The sequence below is a fragment of the Companilactobacillus heilongjiangensis genome, from assembly GCF_000831645.3.
GTDB classification, from domain to species: domain Bacteria; phylum Bacillota; class Bacilli; order Lactobacillales; family Lactobacillaceae; genus Companilactobacillus; species Companilactobacillus heilongjiangensis.
The window spans coordinates 2,735,314-2,754,333 of sequence record NZ_CP012559.1 but is presented as its reverse complement, the minus strand read 5'-3'; the positions used below and the strand labels follow the sequence as shown (position 1 = coordinate 2,754,333).

Here is a 19,020-nt window from a genome sequence, read left to right as displayed (position 1 = left end):
TATTATGAAGTATAGAAAACCCGAGCCGGAGGCAGGGAAACATGGTCAGCAGTGCGTGTGTTGTTATGGCTTTAGCCATTACAACACCGATGTATTTTGAGATTTGCGAACCATGCAAAGCTCAAAATCAAGGCGCGAGACCTCGGCTCGCACCGGTCGCACAGCAGACTATATTACAGTCAGCCTCCGGCGGCACTTTTCAATACCTTCTATAATATATAAGTAATCTTATAAAGAATGGAAAACAAAATGAAAAAAGATTCATTATTAAAAAGTTCCCTCTGGATTTCGCTAAGCGGAATTCTTTCTAGGATTCTGTCCGTTATCTACATCATTCCATGGAACATCTGGATTGGACCTATTGCTGTTGGGGCTGCGAATGCCCTATACGGTAAAGTCTATAACATTTATAACCTCTTCTTGATCATTGCCACTGCCGGTATTCCTTCAGCTATTTCAAAAGAGGTTGCTGCTCACAATGCTTTAGGACGTTTTGATCAAAGTGAAAAGCTCTTTAAAAAATATACGATTTATATGTCGTTAGTCGGTGTCGTCTTAGCCTTCATCATGTTCTTTGGAGCAAAATATGTGGCTATCGTTCTAGCTGCCGGCGATATGCGTGTTGTAACGCCGATTAAATATTTGAGTGTGGCAATGCTAATCATCCCTGCCCTCGGTATTCTACGTGGTTACATCCAAGGTTATGCGTTTATTTCTTACTCCGCCTTTTCTCAAGTTATCGAACAAATTGCTCGTGTTGCTTACATGCTTTATGCCACATACACAATTATGATTCTTCAAAAAGGTAACTACATGACTGCTGTTAACCAATCAACTTTAGCTTCATTCATTGGTGCAACGCTCGCTTACTTATTCTTACTGTGGATTCGTATCAAAGTTCGCCGTTCTGTTACCGTTACAGACATCAAAACGACAACTGACATTCCAACAGACGAAAATACACCTGACATTAACTTCAATTCCATGCTTCGTTCAGCTATTCCATTCCTATTAGTTGATACGATTATGACCGTTTTACAGTTATTCGATCAAACAACATTCAGTTGGATTTATGAATTAATTTTGCACGCTAGTCAACGTACAATCGATGATCTTTACGCTATGTTTGGATTCCAAGCTAACAAATTAATCATGGTGTTAGTTTCTCTAGCAATTTCCGTATCATCTTCAGTTATCCCAGCACTTTCAGCTATGATTAGCCGCAAGGTCGGTACAGAACAAATTCAAAAATTGATGCGTAACATCGTTCAATTTACAGTGTTCATTATTTTGCCAGCAACTTTTGGTATGATTGCCATCAGTCGCCAATTATGGACAGTCTTTGTTTTCTACGACCAAAGTATCCTCGGTTCTAAAGTGCTGATGGTATCCTGTTTTGAAGCATTTTTCTATTGTGTCTTCATGATTTTGGAAAACATTTTACAAGTTTCACATCACGTCAAAAAATCACTCATCTACCTAGCAATTGCCTACCTACTTAAAGTTGTCCTACAATTGCCACTAACGCTGGCTATGGGCGTCTATGGACCACTGGTAGCCTCAACAATTGCCTTCATGGTCATGGGACATTTTGCATTTAGATTGATCAACAAACAATTCCAAGTTGTCGATAAAGCGTTGGGTAAAAAATTACTCCGCATTCTAATCGACGGTTTAATCATGCTGGTGGTAGTTGCTGTAGCCGACTTCCTAGTGGTCAAAGTTATTTCTGACGCAACTAAGATTGGCGCAACAATTGTCATCATCATCTGTGGTTTGATAGGAGTCGCCGTTTATGGATTCCTCAGTTATAAAGATGGCTCGTTGAACATTTTGAAAGATATTCGTGATACAAAAATTTATTAATACGATAGTATGACAAAACATGGTCAACTTTCGAGCATTAAGGCAAATATGGACTGTAATCCGATTTTGGATTACAGTCCATATTTATATACAACATATTTAAAATACATATATTTTTGAATTATAATAATCATAAATTAGGGGGTGTTTATTTAATGGCATATGAAAAGAAGTTTATGGAACTGGCTGCTAACGAGGCTCAAAAAAATGTTGATACCGACGTTGGCGGTCCATTTGGAACTGTAATTGTTAAAGACGGCATAGTTATTGCTCAAGGTAGAAACCACGTTTTATCAAGCAATGATCCCACAGCCCACGGTGAAATTTACACTATTCGGAAAGCCTGTCAAAAACTAGGCACACATGACCTATCCGGCTGTGAACTCTATACGAACGCTTACCCTTGTCCAATGTGTCTCGGTGCAATTATCTGGTCTAATATCAAAACTTGTTACTATGGCAACACGGCTGAAGATGCTAAAAATATCGGTTTTCGTGACGATGCTATTTATCAATTTATGGAAGATGGCCTTTCAGATAAGAGCGTCCTTAATCTGGAACAACACGACCGCGATACTACTATTAGAGCGTTCAACAATTTTGATAAAGATGCTGAACGTACGATTTATTAGGAAAAAAGAAGCTCGGATTTTTAAAATCCAAGCTTCTTTTTTAGAATTTAACAGCTTTACCTTCCAATTCATAAACATCTGCTGAAACATTAGTTTCTTTATCAGTAACTACGTTCAATTTAGCTTCATCAGCATAGAATCTTTCGGTAAAGGTTCTAACACCATCATTAACAAAAATCTCAACGGAACTCGTATCCACAAACAAATGTAACTTCAAACTACTACCAACATTTAACAAAGCCTCACGCTCGCCATCGTCACCTGTTCGATTCAAAATCGCCTTACCACTTTGATACTTCAAACTGAGAATATCTTTATCCTGAGAGTCCTTCAACTCAATCCCAGTACCCTCTAAGTCTGTCGCTTTAAAGTCTAATAAAGCTTCGTACTGCTTTGTGCCAGAAGTTAATTGTTTAGATCCATTCACTACACTATTTTCATGAACCAAATCGCTAGTTCTCAATTGTTCCAACTCTTTAATCGGTCTCATTTGTAGAATGCCATCTTGGTAAATCAGCTCACGTGGCAATGTCAAAGCTCCAGCCCAACCATCTTTACTTTCAGGCATAGCGCTTTCCCACATATCCATCCAACCGACGACAACTCGACGACCATCTGGGGTCAAAGTCGTTTGAGTAGCATAGAAATCATGACCGTTGTCCAATTCAGTAAATTCGCCATGTTCAAAGTAATTAGTAGCATACTTATAATTGCCAACTAAATAACCAGTATTAAACAAATTCTTAAATCGACCATTATTTTCTTTGATACCTTGAGGCGACATCAATAGAATATCGTTATCTGCCAATCTAAAGAAATCTGGACACTCCCAAACATAACCTTGTTTTTCAACTCCAATCGATTTAGCAAATGGTCCAACATAATTCCAATCGGTCAAATTAGCTGACTTATATAACAGCGTCCGACCAACTTTTGACTTATCTTGACTGCCCAGAATCAAGTACCAGTTCCCATTGTTGTACCAAACCTTTGGGTCACGGAAATGGATTGTATTGTCTACTGGAGGTGTAGCGATAATAGGATTATTTTTATATTTCTTAAAATGAATGCCGTCTTCACTAATAGCTAAATTTTGATTTTGCCAAAAATTATCTGGATCTCCATCGCCATAATAATGGTGACCGGTGTAAATCAAATACATCTTGTTATTGTAAAAGACCGCACTACCTGAGAAACAGCCGTCTTTATCTTCTTCATCACCTGGTGTCAAAGCAATAGGCAAGGTTTCCCAGTGGACTAAATCCTTGCTACGAGCGTGTCCCCAGTGCATTGGACCCCATTTGGAATCGTTGGGATAATGTTGATAAAAGATATGGTAATATCCTTGGAAATAACAGAATCCATTGGGATCATTGATCCAACCAGATGGTGCCATGATGTGATAGCCCAATCTGTAACGTTTATTAGTTAATTTGATAGGTTCAACTTTTAATTCTTGCATGATTTCTCCTTTTAATCTTTATCTTCAGCGAATGAAATTGTTGGTGTAGCTCTAAATCCATTGACCATTTTGTCGATAATAACTTGATTGTCATTTCCAGAATCAAGCACCATATTTCTTTGTGACTTATCTTCAACCAATACCGTTGTTACGTCGAATGAGGCTGATTCTTCAGTCGTCAACAAGGCATCAACCTGAGAAGCAAATGCGGAATCTCCGCTACCTGAATGAGCTTCTGAGGCGACAACATTGTTATTAGAAATATAATTCTCACTACCCGCAGCAATTCTTATGATGACTGGTTTAACTCCAGCTGGTTTCAAATATTCTTTATCCATGATTTCAGAGAAATGATTGCCAATAACTGAATTATTATTGCCACTAATGTATAGCAATCCGTAAGAATCATCGATGCCATTGTCATGTTTTTGCATTGGTTTCCAAGGTTCACGATCATGTAAAAAGTGATTGGACGAAATAAGATTTTCAGAACAGCTTTGGCTGAGAACTACCATACCAGCATAAAAGGCATGCAAGATATTATTCGAAACTAATGAACGAGTAACGGTATCAAAGTAAATTGTGCTAGCACCACGTGGAAAGATATTATTTGCAGTGATTAACAATTGGGCAAAGTTTTGAGCATAAATGGAATAACCTTTGAAACCCGCACCCATCAAATTATCGGTGACTTTCGAAGCTTGACCCCAACCACGTAACTCAATACAGTTGCCACATTCAGCGATAAAGTTGTTGTGAATCGTCAATGCATCGGCGTTATAAACCGTAATTCCGTGTTCCAAATAAACAAAGCCCATACCCGTGATACGGAATGAATCTTGGGCGCTACCAACGTAAATACCAGTTTTTCCATTAACATAAGTATTATCAGGATTTTCTTCGCCAGAACCATCGTCAACAAAATGAACACCATCGATACAGAAATCAGAAAATTCAACCGAACTAATTCTTGGATCACCTTCTCTTTTAACTAAGAAAGCTGCTCCTTCAGACTCATCAGCAGTTGATTCCAAATCTACCAAGACACGACTACCACCGGGCCACAACTCATGTAAATTAGACCATTCATTTTGAGGTACATTGAAACGAATACTTGAAGAAGTAAACCCATGTCCAGAACCGACAATTTTTAGAAAACTAATATCGATGACAACTTGAGTTTTTAAATGGTAGTCAGCTGGTGGCAGATAAATTACAGCACCAGGTTTGCCACCATTGTTGTCGTCACTGTTATTTTGTCTTTTCTTAATATCTGCAATAATACTGTTGATTACAGCGCCAACATCTTCATATGGATTACCTACTGGCCATTCAGTTACGTCATAATAATTTTTATTACTCATTTTTTATATCTCCTTTAGTACATCATGTGTTATTTAAATATCTCGTCTTCAGAGCTGGGAAATATTCAAATGTATTTATTTTCAGTTCATTCTTGATACTCAATCTAATTTTAATTATTCATACTATGTAAAAATAAATCAGTTGGAAGAGCTGAGAGTATTTATCCGCAGCGAAAGTGGCGTTATGGCTTTAGCCATTACACCACCGGACGTGTTGGAGACTTGCTGGTTTTGCAAGGCTTCAACCGAGGTTCGAGACCGCTCTTTGGCTCGAACCGTGCCGCGCAGCAGATGAATACTCTCAGCTCTGGAAACGGCAACTAGGCATTAGCTAAATCTGCTCTAACCTTTGCTTCATTATTTTCAAATCTAGAATAGAAGAACATCGGAACAGCCGCAGCAATAAATAGAATTGCTGGCAACCAAACGAATGAAAAATTGATTCCGAATAATGATTGCTGACTTTGAACTTGGTTAGGAACGTAACCAAAATATTGCATGATTTTTGATGGAATGAATCCACCGATACCACTGCCTGCTTTAACGCAGAAAGCGCTACCAATTGATGTCAAAAAACCACTGGCACGAATACCATTTTTCCATTGTCCATAATCAACGGCATCGGCTAACATCAAGAATGGCATTGAAGCAGCCATACCCGTGCCGATTGAACCGATACAATACAATGTAACGATAGCAACTCGGTTACTACCAACGAATTGGAATCCGATATTTGCCACAGCTGCCAAAAATAGTGAGGCAATGAAAACTGTTCTCTTATTGGTCTTTTTAACAAACATTGGAATCAAGATCATTCCAAGAACGGCGACAACGGATAAGCCACCAGCCACTGGTACTAATGATTTAGCATGAATATTATATTGGAAATAGTAAATCATACCTGAACTTCTGACGGTTGTTCCAATCCAGTACAATAAGTTCGTTATAACGATTAAAACCCAAGGCCAGTTGCTCTTAGTTGCTTTAACACTCTGTTTTAGTGAAATAGATTTCGTATTAGTTACGTTAACTTCACGTAAATTCCAAAAGGCAATTAAAAAAGCAGTGATTGATACGATGCCTAATACTAAAAGCGTATATGAATATCCTTTACGATCATTACCTTGTCCCAACAATTGAACCATTGGCAAAACGACACTGTTGGCAACTAATAGACCAATATTTCCACCAACCATCCGGTAAGAGTTCAAAACTGTTCTTTGTTCAGGGTCATTAGTCAAATTTGGCAAAATTGATGTCATTGGTGTACTGATACCGGTATATAGAATACCCGAAAGAACATAGGTAATTCCGGCGTAAACAATCTTACTAGTTCCTGTTAAACCCGGCGTTGTAAATGTTAACCAAGTAAAAATTGCGAACGGTGCACATAACCATAGAAAGTATGGCCGGCTTTGACCCCAACGTGTGTGCGTGTGATCAATCAAAAATCCCCAAATTGGTGCATCAACCATATCTAAGAGTCTAGTAACCAAAAGGATGGTTCCGGCAACTCCAATTGCTAATCCAAAAGTATCTGTATAAAAATACAATAAGTACGTGCTAATACTTACAAATAGAACATTCCCACCAAAATCAGTGAGCGAATAACTTAACTTACGAAACAATGGAATTTCTTCAGATTTATCAACTTTTTCATCTATCTCTGTTTCCATGTTATCTTCTCCATTTCTTAAACTAGCAGCTTTAATGTCAACCGGTTGACATATTGCTATAAAAAAATAAGCACTTAACAAAACGTATTGTAAATGCTTACATAAAATATGTCAACCGGTTATCATCTTTTTCTTTAGACTGTTTTTCCACGCCAGACTTTGACAGGTAACACTTGATCATATCCAGCACTATTGTCAGTAATTCTTTCAATCAACATATTGACTGCAATATCAGCCATTTCATCGATTGGCTGCATAATGGTTGTCAACTTAGGTAACAAAATCCGCGTAGCTTCCGCCCCATCGTATCCGACAATCTTTAAATCTTCAGGAACTTTATAACCAAGGTCTTCAGCAATATCAATCACTTGAGCTGCATCCATATCATTAGAAATGAACATACCATCAACATCTGGATGCTCTTTGAATATCTGTTTGATAAAGTCAACTTTTTGATTAGCTCCATTATCAATATCAGTAAAATCTGACGTGTAAATTATCGGTATCATGCCATTTTCTCGCATAGTATCTTCATAGGCCTGACGTCTTTTTTGAGCAGGTGATTTTAAATTTTGTGGGCCATTAGTATGAATAATTACTTTAGCACCGCTATCTATCAGGAGTTCAGTTGCCAACTTTCCCCCTTGATAGTTATCGGATGAAATAACAGGGATATCTTTATTAACGATTCGATCAATCGCAACAATTGGCAAATTAGTATGCTCGTATTCGTCAATACCTTGGTTGTGGGCACCAACAATTAGACCGTCAACTTGATGTGACATTAACTCTTGAAGATATAATTTTTCCTTATCTGGATTATTCATTGAGTCGCCAAGCAATACTTTAAAACCGGCATTGAACAACTTTTTTTCCATTGTCGCAACTAATTGACCGAAAAAAGGATTATTGACAGTCGGAAAAATTAAACCAACTAATTTAGTCTCCTGTTTGAATAACTGGCGAGCAACTGCGTTGGGTTGATAATTCAGTTTGTCCATCGCATCGTGAACTTTTTTAATAGTTTTTTCACTCAAATAACCGCGTTTATTCAAAACTCTTGAAACAGTAGTCTTTGAGACGCCTGCTAATTCAGCAACATCATCTATTCTTACCTTCATTATTTCACCCACACTATTTTCTCAGTAGTTCAATTATATCATGCCATTTAAGCTAACTTTAGTTTTAAAAATACACAAGTACCAAAACAAAATTTAATTTGACGTAAAAAAAAATTAATAGTATCGTAAGTCGGTGAAAACGATTACTTAAATTTGAGGAGAAATAAATATGCTAGTAGGAAGTATTGAAGCTGGTGGCACAAAATTTGTCTGTGCTGTCGGTGATGAAGATTATCGTATCAAGGACAGCGTCCATTTCCCCACTACTACACCTGAGGAAACTTTACAAAAAGCCATCGATTATTTTAAGAAATTTGACATTGAAGCTCTTGGTATTGCATCATTTGGACCAATTGAACTTCGCAAAAACTCACCAAAATATGGTTACATCACATCGACACCAAAACCAGGTTGGAAAGACACTGATTTCATCGGCAAGATGAAAGAAAACTTTGACGTACCAATGTTCTGGACCACTGACGTTAACGGATCAGCTTTCGGTGAATATACAATGTCGACTCTAGCAAACGAAAAAATCGACTCACTAGTCTACTACACAATTGGTACTGGTGTTGGTGCCGGAGCTATTTCTGACGGTAAATTTGTCGGAAATATGGGGCACCCCGAAATGGGACACACATTCTTGAAACGTCACCCTGACGACCTTGATTTCAAAGGTATCTGTCCATTCCACGGCGACTGTCTTGAGGGATTAGTTGCTGGACCAACATTTGATGCTCGTTTAGGCAAACCCGGTAAAGACGTGCCATTGACTGACCACGTTTGGGACATCATGGCTTACTATGTTGCTCAAGCTGCTATCCAAGCAACTTTGATTCTTCGTCCAGACAAGATTGTCTTTGGTGGCGGAGTTGTCAGCGAGCCCTTCTTAGTAAAAGTACGTGCTCAATTCAAAGAACTTCTTAACGATTATGTTGAAGTTCCTGACCTCGAAAAATACATCACGATGCCAGTAGTCAAAAATAACGGTTCTGCAACGTTAGGTGACTTTGCTTTAGCAATTCGTGAATTACAAGACTAATCAATTAATTAATACAAATAAAGCTAGTAACCTTCAAAGATTACTAGCTTTATTTGTATTTTCACTGGATCTATTACGTTACTTTCACAAACAACTATGCTAAGTTGAACTTATAAATATTCTTTTTGGGGGCAATTAATGAAGCTTTGGCATAAAGTACTTTTCATTTCACTAGGCATCTTAGGACTAGTTGGACTATTATTTGCCATCTGGATCAATTATCGTGAAGTAGTCACGACTTTCTTTGCCTATGCCTTCGATCGCCAAACGCTGATTAATTTATTGCGACACCAAGGAAAGCATAACGCCGTTTTGTTTATGGCTGTAATTGCGATAGGATCGGCGATCCCTGGTATGCCCATAGCGGCTGTAGCGGTGTTGAGTGGAGTCTGTTTTGGTAGTTGGTTAGGCTTTGGAATTAACATTGTCGGAATCTTCTTCGGCAACCTATTAGCTTTATACATTTTAGGAGAATTTCCACATAAAGCCAGACCAAGTCGTTTTCGTCCCATTGCTGACCGCCTAAAAAATATGAATCATCCAAGATTGGGATTAAGTATCGGCTATGCGGTCCCAATGTTGCCGACATTATTGGTTAATTATGCCGCAATCGAAATGAAAATGTCCTTACGAAATAAAGCCATTTGTATCCTAATCGGATCACTGCCAGTCTCATTCCTATACGCTTTCGGTGGTGATGCACTCCTAATTGGAAATACTAAAACAGTCGTTATAACGGTGGTTCTGATTCTCTTATTATTCGAACTGTATGAAGTTATCAGACGAGACCAACGCGTAACATTGAAAATGCCAGCTAACTTAACAAAAATTCACGAAGAGATTAAAAATGAACGCAGTTAAATAGCCAAATAAAAGGGGCCATGACATAACTCTTTTTTCTTAAACATGCAGCATAAACGTGCAACAAAACATAGCTTTTTCCGCTTAAAACAAACAAGACTAGCAATCCAAAATCGGATTACTAGTCTTGTTTGCCTTAATGCTCGAAAGCTGACCATGTTTTGTCACACTCTCTGCTAGTTTCTTTTTCTAAAAATAATAAATTTACTAAAGACATAATTAAGTAAAACAACTACAACATTAGCAATCAGCTTAACGATAAAGCCATTGCCATGTAACAGAATCATTCCGATAAACATCGTTCCTTGATCAATCAACCAAGAACCACCTCTAAATAAGAAGAACGAACCCATTTCTTGGAAAAAGGCTTTCCAAGTAGTCGTATGAGAATCGAAAACCCATAGTTTGTTAGTAACGTAGGCAAAAATAACCGAGATCAAATATGCAATAGCGTTAGCAATTTGAGAATTCATACCCATCATTCGCCATAATAAGGCAAAGGCTGCGTAATTTACTACTGTAGTTAAGACTCCGAAAAACAAATAAGGAATCGCATCCTTATATTTATTCCACAATTCTTTCATAATTTACTACTTTCCTTAGTTATTGGCCGTCTGGCCGTCTCCAGGGCTGAAAACATTTACCTGCTATGCGGACCGGCTCGAGCCAAAATACGGTCTCGAACCTCGGTTTGAAGCCTTGCACAGTTAGCAAGTCTCCAAACACGCTCGGTGGTGTAATGGCTGAAGCCATAACGCCACACCCACAGCTGGTAAATATTTTCAGCCCTTCCGACTAATTTATGAATCTATACATATCAATACTAATTATCTAATAAACGTTTAAGTATATTTAAAAATATCATAAACAATAAAATTCAACGATTATAAAAAATGTAAAAAATACATTAGCCGGAGGTTGGCAGTGATTTTGTACGCTGTGGAAGTGGCGTTAGAGCTTTAGCTCTTACACCACAGGGCGACTTTGGAGACTTGCCGAACTATGGCAAGCCTTCAAAGCGAGGGGCGAGACCTTGGCTCGTCCCGGTCCTCATAGCGGACAGAAATCACTGCCAACCTCCGGCGGCTCCCCAATCTAATGATTAAGTTTCCAGTTTTTATAACTCAAGCCCAAGAAGTAGGCTATAACTTCAAAGCCCGAAATAAAGAATGTAACTGGCCAATTGGTAATAAATGCCAAATACAATCCTAACCAAACTCCAGCCAATGACAAACCAACTGAAACCATAATCAACTTAGGCACGGTGTGAACGACGTATTTAGCTGTCGCACCTGGTAATGTCAAAAGTACAAAAACCAATAATGAACCTACGATTTGAGCCCCGATACTGACGCTTAGAGCCAATGTTACTAAGAAAGCAATCGATAGTAATCTGGTCTTTAAACCGGCTGCACGGGCGCCTATATGGTCAAATGAATCAAATGAGAGTGGTTTATAGAAAATAATGAAGACGAATATGACGAATAATGCCAAAATCATCAACTGATTGACTTCTTTGGAACTGATTCCCACGATACTTCCAAACAAAATATTTGTTGCATAACTGCTTGATTCCGAAGATAGCGATAAAAACAGGATTCCTAAACCAATAAATAATGACGAAATCGCACTGATTGAAGCTTCTCGACGTGACGATTCCGAACTCAAACTACCAACGGCAACGGAACTGACCAATGTAAAAAGGATCATCCCTGCTAATGGTGAAATTCCAATTAAAATACCAAATGAAGCACCCGCAAAACCGATTTCTGACAAGGTATGAGACAGAAATGACATGTTTCTAGAAACGACGAATACTCCGACTAATCCGGCTGTTATCGCAATAAATGTACTAGCAATAAAGGCCTCGCGCATAAATTCATACTCAAACATAATCTAACCTCCCATATCAAACATATCTTCAGAAACATCGGCCACGTTCACTTCTTCAATCGTCTTGTGCTTGAAGAAAAGTGCTCGACTAGTGTACTTTTTCGTCAACTCATAATCATGAGTAATGAAGATAACAGTTAAATTATATTTGTGATTCAATTCTTCCACGAGATCCATCAGTTGCATCTTAACTTCAACATCCAAACTGGCCGTGGACTCATCCAAAATCAAAACTTTCGGGTCATTTAACAACGCTTGAGCTAAATAAGCCTTCTGTTTTTCACCGCCAGATGCTAAACCTAACGGACGATTTTTCAATTCCGTCAACTTAGTTTTTTCCAAAATTTCTTCAATAATGGCATTATCGTGACGGCGTTTGGTTGGACTTAAAGTGAACTTCAAATTCAGACGAACAAACTGCTCAATATCCAAAGGATAATCGATATCAATATTGCGAAATTGGGGCACGTAACCAATTGTCTGCTTGTCGATTTTTAACTCGCCGCTAGTTTTCTTTTCTAATCCCATCATGATTTTAACTAAAGTCGTTTTACCTGAACCATTGGGACCAATCAAACTAATAAAATCACCCGCTTGAATCTTGAAATTCAGATTCTTAAAAACGAGTTGTTTTCCAAAGCTTTTGCTTAAATTTTTTGCCTCAATCACAGCTATTTCTTCACTATCCTTTCAATCTGAGCGACGTTTCCATCCATCCAGTCATAATATCCTAAATCACTAGGCAACGTTTCCGTAAAGTAAACGATTGGCACATGGTATTGCTTAGCTAAACTGGTCATCTTAGTAATAATACCGCTGGTAACTTGTTTATTAACAACTAAAAAACTGACCTGATGATTCTTCAAACCATTTTCCATATCCTTAACATCTTCAATTGAAGGGTCAGTATCATCCTCAATCGCTTTAGCAAAGTGTGGATTGGCAATCGTTACGCCGAGGTCTTTTAGCAGATAATAAGGCAAAGGTTCCGTGACATAAGCCTTTTTCCCATTAGTATACTTTTTCAAAGCATCTTCTCTTTGGATTAAACTATCTAATTTTAAATCATATTTCTTAAAGTTAGCTTGATAATAAGCTTTATTTTTGGGATCAACTTTACTCATACGTTGATAAATTGACTGGCTCAACTTTTGAACATTCCGAACGCCAAACCAAACATGTTCATTGTCGCCATCTTTTTTATCAAGCACATCCCCGGCAAAATCAATCAAATTTTTATTCTGACTATTTGCGGTAACAATTTTGTTGACCCAATCGTCATAACCCAAGCCACTCGACACAACCAATCGCGAATCCGCAATCAATTTAGCATCGTTACTTGAGGGCGAAAAACTGTGGGGATCAACATTAACTGACTTGATGATCGATTCCACTTTATATTTATTACCCACAACACTCTTAATTGGCTCAATGTAAGTATTGACCGTTGTTGTGATGATTTTTGGAGATGTTGGTCGATGACTGCATCCCCCGATAAAAATCAGTAGCGAAAATAAAGCCAATAATAATCCTTTTCTTTTCCGCATTTATTATCCTCTGTTTATATATTTGCTTGTTGCCGCCTCCGGGTTCGAGGGAGATAGGTTAACCTGCTGTGGGGACCGGTGCGAGCCAAAGTGCGGTCTCGCACCTCGATTTTGAGCCGAAAACCACGTCTCAAAACTCGTCCTAGTGTTGTAATGGCTGAAGCCATAACAACTCTTCCCACTGCTGGTTACCTATCTCCCTCGAACCCTCCGGCTAATGCATTTTTATACAATCATCAATAATACGTTGAACAAATAATATTCAGCTTGTATATCAATGATTGAAATCCCTTAATGGTTCTTGCTTTTGAACTTATGTTTTTAGTTCCATAACGCATGGATTATATTTCAGTATATAAAACTGGTTGAGCATAAAAACAATTGAATACTCTTACGTTCAATTAATATAGATCAATTAGTCGGAAGAGCTGGGAAATATTTGTGTGCCGTGGTAGTGGCATAAGTACGGGAGGAAGCTCCCGTACTTATACCACCGGGCGTGTTTGGAGACTTGACGCACTTTGTCAAGGCTTCAAACCGAGGTTCGAGACCGTACTTTGGCTCGGACCGGTCCGCACAGCTTGTGAATATTTCCCAGCTCTGTAGACGGCATATTTAACCAACACTACCCATTTCTATATATTCGAACCAATTTATAAAATTAATTCTACTATCAAATATTAAACAATAATATGTTCAATACGTCTGACCAATTAATTTTAAACCAAAACCCGAGCCTCCGGTCGTCAGTAATGTAGTCCCAGCCATGGAGGTGGCGTTATGGCTTTAGCCGTTACACCACGGGACGAGCTTGGAGACTTACCGGTTTATGGTAAGGCTTCAAGTCGAGGTTCGAGACCGCACTTCGGCTCGGACCGGTCCCCATAGCGGACTACATTACTGACGACCGGAGGCGGTATATTTCATTACCAACCAAAATAGAGGCCAGAACAAAACATAAATGTTTTGTACCGACCTCCTAAAAATATAACTAATTATTATTGTAAAGGCAAGCTACACGCCATTACCAAATTTGGAAATACTGTCCATTTGCGGGAACTAAATAGCTTCCAACAGGTGAATCGGAATTTTTACTATAGATATTTATTTGATATCCAGTAACGTTATCCCAAGTAACTTTTCCATTGGCAACATATTGCGTTGTTGACTTGTCATATGTTGAACTCAATTTATCTGCCAAGAATTGAACTGCTTGATCAGCTGTTGTTAGGCTAACTTGTGTCTGTTGTTGGCCTTGGCTTTGTGATGTCTGATCATCATTAGTTGTACTTGAATCATTTGTATTGCTGTTATTAGTACTGTTGTCATTCGTTTGGTTAGTATTACTATTATTTGATGAATTTTGACTATCTGTTGTCTTTGATTCATCCGAACTTGAATTTGTATCTGAAGCACTCTTAGTGTCTGCTGGAGCTGACTTGGTCGTCTTAGCAGGGGCTTTTTTACTACTACTTGTAGAAGTATCAGAGCTTGATGTTGATTGTGTACTTGCTGATTGTTGTGAACAACCCGCTAATAAAATCCCTGAGAAGATAACTGCGAAGATAGATAATCTTTTAAGCATTGGAAAATACCTCCTTATACACCCAACATTATATCGAATGCCGGTTTATTTTCGCAATGTTTCTCATGAAACATTAATAAATCTTAGTAAAATCGATTTTTTCGCCACGACGAATTTTTTCGGCAAATTCAATGGACTTGTCAACGATAATCCCTTGTCCATCAATCACGTTGTAAGGATGGTCACCGGCTTTTTCTTGAGCTAGCGACAACTCTGTACAGCCAAGAACAATGACATCACAACCAAACTTATCGTGCATTGTCTGCAAAATATGGTGATACTTTTCGGCGTTAACTTGACCTTTGACTTTAATATCGTCGTAAATCAAACTTTCAACCTGATTCTGAACTTCTTGGTCACCCAAACTATATTCGAAACCAGCATCTTTAATTTCATTTTCGTAAATATGATCAGCAATCGTACCCTTAGTAGCAATCAAACCAATTCTTTTAGCATTAGGATACTGCTTTTTCATTACGCTAATAGCCATGTGTGGCATGTGAATCAAAGGCACATCAGTGGCCGCTTGCAATTCTTTATAGTAATAATGAGCTGTATTACAGATTAAAACCATGAATTCAGGATGAAACATGCTCTGTTGCTTGATATCCTCAACCAATGGAGGTAAAAAACTAGGTTTACTGTTGTCCAAGATATGTGCTGTTCGATCAGGAACTGTTGAGTGATTTACCAAAATATAGTCCAAGTAATCTTGGTCCTTTTCAGTTGGTGTCCGTTCATTCAACAAATGCACATAACTTTCAGTGGCTAAACTTCCCATGCCACCTAATACGGTAAAGAATTTTTTCATAATTCTAATCCTCAATATCCTTCAAAATTTTCTTAGCAACTACTGGGTCGCTTGGATATGGTACGTCCACGCCTTTCGTCTTTTGATAGGCATCGTTTCCTTTAGCAGCAAGGACCACAATGTCATCACCGTGACTAGATTCAATCATTTCACGAATAGCAGTTGGACGGTCAAGTTCAATCTTCACGTCAACTTTCGTGTGATCGATTCCGGAATCAATTTGGCGACAAATATCAGCAGGATCTTCGAATCCAGGGTCATCAGTTGTCAAAATAGCGGCATCGGCTAATTCAGTTAAAACTTTAGCAAAGCCGGCACGTCTAGAAACTCCCTTATCACCGGGACTACCAACGACTACCTTGATTCTTGAGTCTGGATATTCACGTCTTAGAAAACTCAATAAAGCATTCATACTAGCATAATTGTGTGCATAATCAACAAATATTGTCCCATGAGCTTTGGTATTAATGTGTTCCATTCTGCCGGGCACAAAAGCTGACTTCAAACTTTCAGCAATTATTTCGTTTTTAACACCAATCTTCTTAGCAGCAATAATTGCGGCAGCGGCGTTGAGTTCATTGAAATCACCAACAAGACCTAATGCATAAGTATATTCACTGTGTTCTTGCAAATCTTCAGCTTTATCGCTTTCAGCTGTGAATGTGAAGACGGAATCGTTTAAATTAGACTCTTTGTTACGGATACTGAAGTCTGTGTCACCAACTTCATTTTTAGCAAAACGATAAATATCTTTATCATCACTTGTTTGTTTAGCGGCCGCATAAACTGTGTCATAGTAATCAGTTTGACGGTTAATAATATTAACTTTCGAGTTGATCATCAATTGCTTCTTGCAGTTCAAATAATCAGCGTAAGTAGGATGTTCGTTAGGTCCGATATGGTCGGGTGTAATGTTCAAGAAACCACCGATATCAAATTTCAAACCGTAAACACGGTTCTTCTTATAGGCTTGGGAAGAAACTTCCATAACCAAATATTTGATGCCATTGTCAACACAAGCACGCATATCGTGGAATAATTCCATTGATTCAGGAGTTGTTAAATCTGATTTAAATTCATCTTCAGGCTTTGGTCCAACAATTCGGTCAACAGTTGAGAATAGTCCGACTTGTTTTGGATAAGCACGTTTTAAAATATCGTAAAGAAAATATGAAGTTGTTGTCTTACCTTTAGTTCCAGTGAAGGCAACAATAAATAAGTCATTTTGAGGATTCCCATAAAACTCTGCACTCAAGAGTGACAAGGCTTTAGAAGCATCCTTAACAATTAGACGGTCAATATCAGTGCTGTATTCTTTTTCAGAAACATAGATTGCGGCACCATTTTTAATTGCTTGATCCAAGTATTCGCCCTTGAATCCGTTCCCTTTACAAAAGAAGATTCCGTTAGTTTGGTCTTCTTTTGAATTGTAACTAATCTTAGTTACTTCGAGGTTTTCATCTGTTACTGAACTTGAAACCAGTAAATCGTGTTCCTTTAAAATTGCTAAAGCATTCTTGATCTTTAAACTCATATTACACGCTCCTTAATTTAAAAGGTAAAAGTTTATTGCCGCTTCCGGTTGACAGAGAATTTCGCCTGCTGTGAGGACCGGTCCGAGCCAAAGTACGGTCTCGAACCTCGCTTTTGAGCCGAACACCGCGTCTCAAAAGTCGTCCTTTATAATCAGGTCTTTCGCCCTGATCATAACTTCACTGCTGGTGAATTCTCTGTCAACCTCCAGCTAGGTTACTCGTTGTTTGTTTTGGATAAAAACAGTTTACCATCACAAGTTTACACATATTAAATGAGTCGAAAGAACTAATGAATAATCTCCGCTCTTCCGACTAATTTATTTCTCTATATGTACAAATATAATTACATTCTTTCACTCCTAGAATAGATGCTGAAAGAATTCTATTATTTGATCCCACCATGATTTATGGTTGGTCTCCTTATGAATTGCTTTTTTAACAATTGTTTGTTTATAAGGTAGATAGCCACCGTCTGTGTTGGTTGCAATCAACTTCACTGTTTTCTTATTGTGAATCGCGGTAAATCCTAAATCGTTTCTGCTTACATTATAACGTAAATTTTCAACATTATTATTTTTTAGGAGCCAAGTATAAACAGGTTCATATGTTTTATATTTTTTATTATTAATAGTTATGGTCTGATTTTTTTTAATTACTTCTTTGCGTTCATAATTATCGGCTAAGAAATGGACTAACTTTTGGGTGCTACGGAAACGTTTGTCGCGGTCTTCTTTTTCACCTTGAGCGTTCAAAACAATTGTTACCATTCTGGTATCTTGGATTGGCAAGGTTCCTACGAATGATTCGCCAGCCGCATCGGTTGTTCCGGTTTTTAGGCCGTCAAATTCATAGCCTTCTTGGTAATCACGATGTCCTTTTAACAATAAATTCAAAGAATCATATGTCTTTGTTTCATTGCCTACTGGGAAATCTAATTTTGCTTTAGATGTTGTTTGTAAAATTTCAGGATATTCATCTAGCACGTGTTTGACGATAACACCGATGTCATTAGCTGATAGTTTGTTTTCATCTTGGTCGGTTCCTAAATACATATCAGGTTGTAAATCTGAATTATTCAATCCGGACACATTATAGAGTTCGGCACCTTTAATGCCCCAGTCTTTGACCGTCTTACGCATCAATTTGACGAATTCACCTTGACTGCCGGCAACTTTATCAGCCAACATCATGGCAGCTGAATTGGAAGAAACTATCCATGCAGCCTCATATAAATCTTTGACACTGTAAGTTTTATCTGCATCCAAACGAACATTGGTTAACTCATTTTTCTGGGTCATATCCGCTTGAGCTTGCGTTGGTCGCAACATATCTTTTTCGGTAAATTTGCCCTCTTTGATAGCCTTTGTGACTAAATATAAGGTGACAATTTTGGTAATCGAACCGATGGCAACTTTCTCATCCGCGTCTTTTTTGTAAACTACTTGTCCGGTATGCTCGTCAAAAATCATCCCAGCTGTAGCATTCATTTCTAACTGTGGTGTAGCGGTATCCTCAGCGTGAACAGTTGATGCAAAAACTGGTAACGTCAAAATGATGATCGACATTACCAATGTTAATTTCTTAAAAAACTTCCTCATATTAAACCTCACAAATCAATCTTGAAA

At 38.2% G+C, this 19,020-nt stretch carries 16 protein-coding genes; 4 read left to right on the top strand and 12 right to left on the bottom strand.

Annotated features, from left to right (window positions below; all coding sequences use genetic code 11):
* Positions 1–249: 249 nt before the first annotated feature.
* Positions 250–1,866, top strand: coding sequence for a putative polysaccharide biosynthesis protein (locus tag JP39_RS12260; RefSeq protein ID WP_041499054.1), 1,617 nt, complete (start codon positions 250–252; stop codon positions 1,864–1,866).
* Between the two features lie 155 nt (positions 1,867–2,021).
* Positions 2,022–2,498: a nucleoside deaminase gene (locus JP39_RS12255; protein WP_041499053.1), complete on the top strand. Its 477-nt coding sequence runs from the start codon at positions 2,022–2,024 to the stop codon at positions 2,496–2,498.
* A 40-nt stretch (positions 2,499–2,538) separates the two neighbouring features.
* Here the strand turns inward: JP39_RS12255 and JP39_RS12250 are convergent, their stop codons facing one another.
* From JP39_RS12250 to JP39_RS12235, 4 genes are all read right to left on the bottom strand, one after another.
* Positions 2,539–3,960, bottom strand: a complete 1,422-nt coding sequence (locus tag JP39_RS12250) for a glycoside hydrolase family 32 protein (RefSeq protein WP_041499050.1) — start codon at positions 3,958–3,960, stop codon at positions 2,539–2,541.
* An 11-nt stretch (positions 3,961–3,971) separates the two neighbouring features.
* Positions 3,972–5,324 carry a right-handed parallel beta-helix repeat-containing protein gene (locus JP39_RS12245; protein WP_041499049.1) on the bottom strand — a complete coding sequence of 451 codons (1,353 nt, stop codon included), beginning with the start codon at positions 5,322–5,324 and terminating at the stop codon, positions 3,972–3,974.
* Between the two features lie 320 nt (positions 5,325–5,644).
* Positions 5,645–7,000, bottom strand: coding sequence for an MFS transporter (locus JP39_RS12240; protein ID WP_041499048.1), 1,356 nt, complete (start codon positions 6,998–7,000; stop codon positions 5,645–5,647).
* 134 nt (positions 7,001–7,134) lie between these two features.
* On the bottom strand, positions 7,135–8,121 hold the full coding sequence (locus JP39_RS12235) for a LacI family DNA-binding transcriptional regulator (protein ID WP_041499047.1): 987 nt from the start codon (positions 8,119–8,121) through the stop codon (positions 7,135–7,137).
* A gap of 169 nt (positions 8,122–8,290) precedes the next feature.
* Between JP39_RS12235 and scrK the strand changes: the two genes are divergently transcribed.
* Entirely contained in the window at positions 8,291–9,163 is an 873-nt protein-coding gene (gene scrK / locus JP39_RS12230; RefSeq protein ID WP_041499045.1) for a fructokinase ScrK, read from the top strand.
* 138 nt (positions 9,164–9,301) lie between these two features.
* Positions 9,302–10,024, top strand: coding sequence for a TVP38/TMEM64 family protein (locus JP39_RS12225; protein ID WP_082330705.1), 723 nt, complete (start codon positions 9,302–9,304; stop codon positions 10,022–10,024).
* Positions 10,025–10,200: 176 nt separating this feature from the next.
* Here JP39_RS12225 and JP39_RS12220 read toward each other — a convergent pair whose 3' ends face one another.
* The 8 genes from JP39_RS12220 to JP39_RS12185 all read right to left on the bottom strand — a co-directional run bounded on the left by JP39_RS12220 (position 10,201) and on the right by JP39_RS12185 (position 18,993).
* A complete protein-coding gene (locus JP39_RS12220) occupies positions 10,201–10,608 on the bottom strand; it encodes a GtrA family protein (RefSeq protein WP_041499044.1) in 408 nt (135 codons plus the stop codon).
* Positions 10,609–11,119: 511 nt separating this feature from the next.
* On the bottom strand, positions 11,120–11,917 hold the full coding sequence (locus JP39_RS12215; RefSeq protein WP_041499043.1) for a metal ABC transporter permease: 798 nt from the start codon (positions 11,915–11,917) through the stop codon (positions 11,120–11,122).
* Positions 11,918–11,920: 3 nt separating this feature from the next.
* Positions 11,921–12,586 carry a metal ABC transporter ATP-binding protein gene (locus JP39_RS12210; protein ID WP_048699252.1) on the bottom strand — a complete coding sequence of 222 codons (666 nt, stop codon included), beginning with the start codon at positions 12,584–12,586 and terminating at the stop codon, positions 11,921–11,923.
* A gap of 2 nt (positions 12,587–12,588) precedes the next feature.
* Positions 12,589–13,464 (bottom strand): metal ABC transporter solute-binding protein, Zn/Mn family, encoded by an 876-nt coding sequence (locus tag JP39_RS12205; protein WP_041499040.1) that lies wholly within the window; start codon positions 13,462–13,464, stop codon positions 12,589–12,591.
* Positions 13,465–14,488: 1,024 nt separating this feature from the next.
* Complete coding sequence (locus tag JP39_RS12200) at positions 14,489–15,049, bottom strand: hypothetical protein (RefSeq protein ID WP_041499039.1); 561 nt, start codon at positions 15,047–15,049, stop codon at positions 14,489–14,491.
* 73 nt (positions 15,050–15,122) lie between these two features.
* Positions 15,123–15,860: an aspartate/glutamate racemase family protein gene (locus JP39_RS12195; protein ID WP_041499037.1), complete on the bottom strand. Its 738-nt coding sequence runs from the start codon at positions 15,858–15,860 to the stop codon at positions 15,123–15,125.
* Between the two features lie 4 nt (positions 15,861–15,864).
* Positions 15,865–17,394: a UDP-N-acetylmuramoyl-L-alanyl-D-glutamate--2,6-diaminopimelate ligase gene (locus tag JP39_RS12190; RefSeq protein WP_041499036.1), complete on the bottom strand. Its 1,530-nt coding sequence runs from the start codon at positions 17,392–17,394 to the stop codon at positions 15,865–15,867.
* 360 nt (positions 17,395–17,754) lie between these two features.
* Complete coding sequence (locus JP39_RS12185) at positions 17,755–18,993, bottom strand: D-alanyl-D-alanine carboxypeptidase family protein (protein WP_041499035.1); 1,239 nt, start codon at positions 18,991–18,993, stop codon at positions 17,755–17,757.
* Between the last annotated feature and the right edge of the window lie 27 nt (positions 18,994–19,020).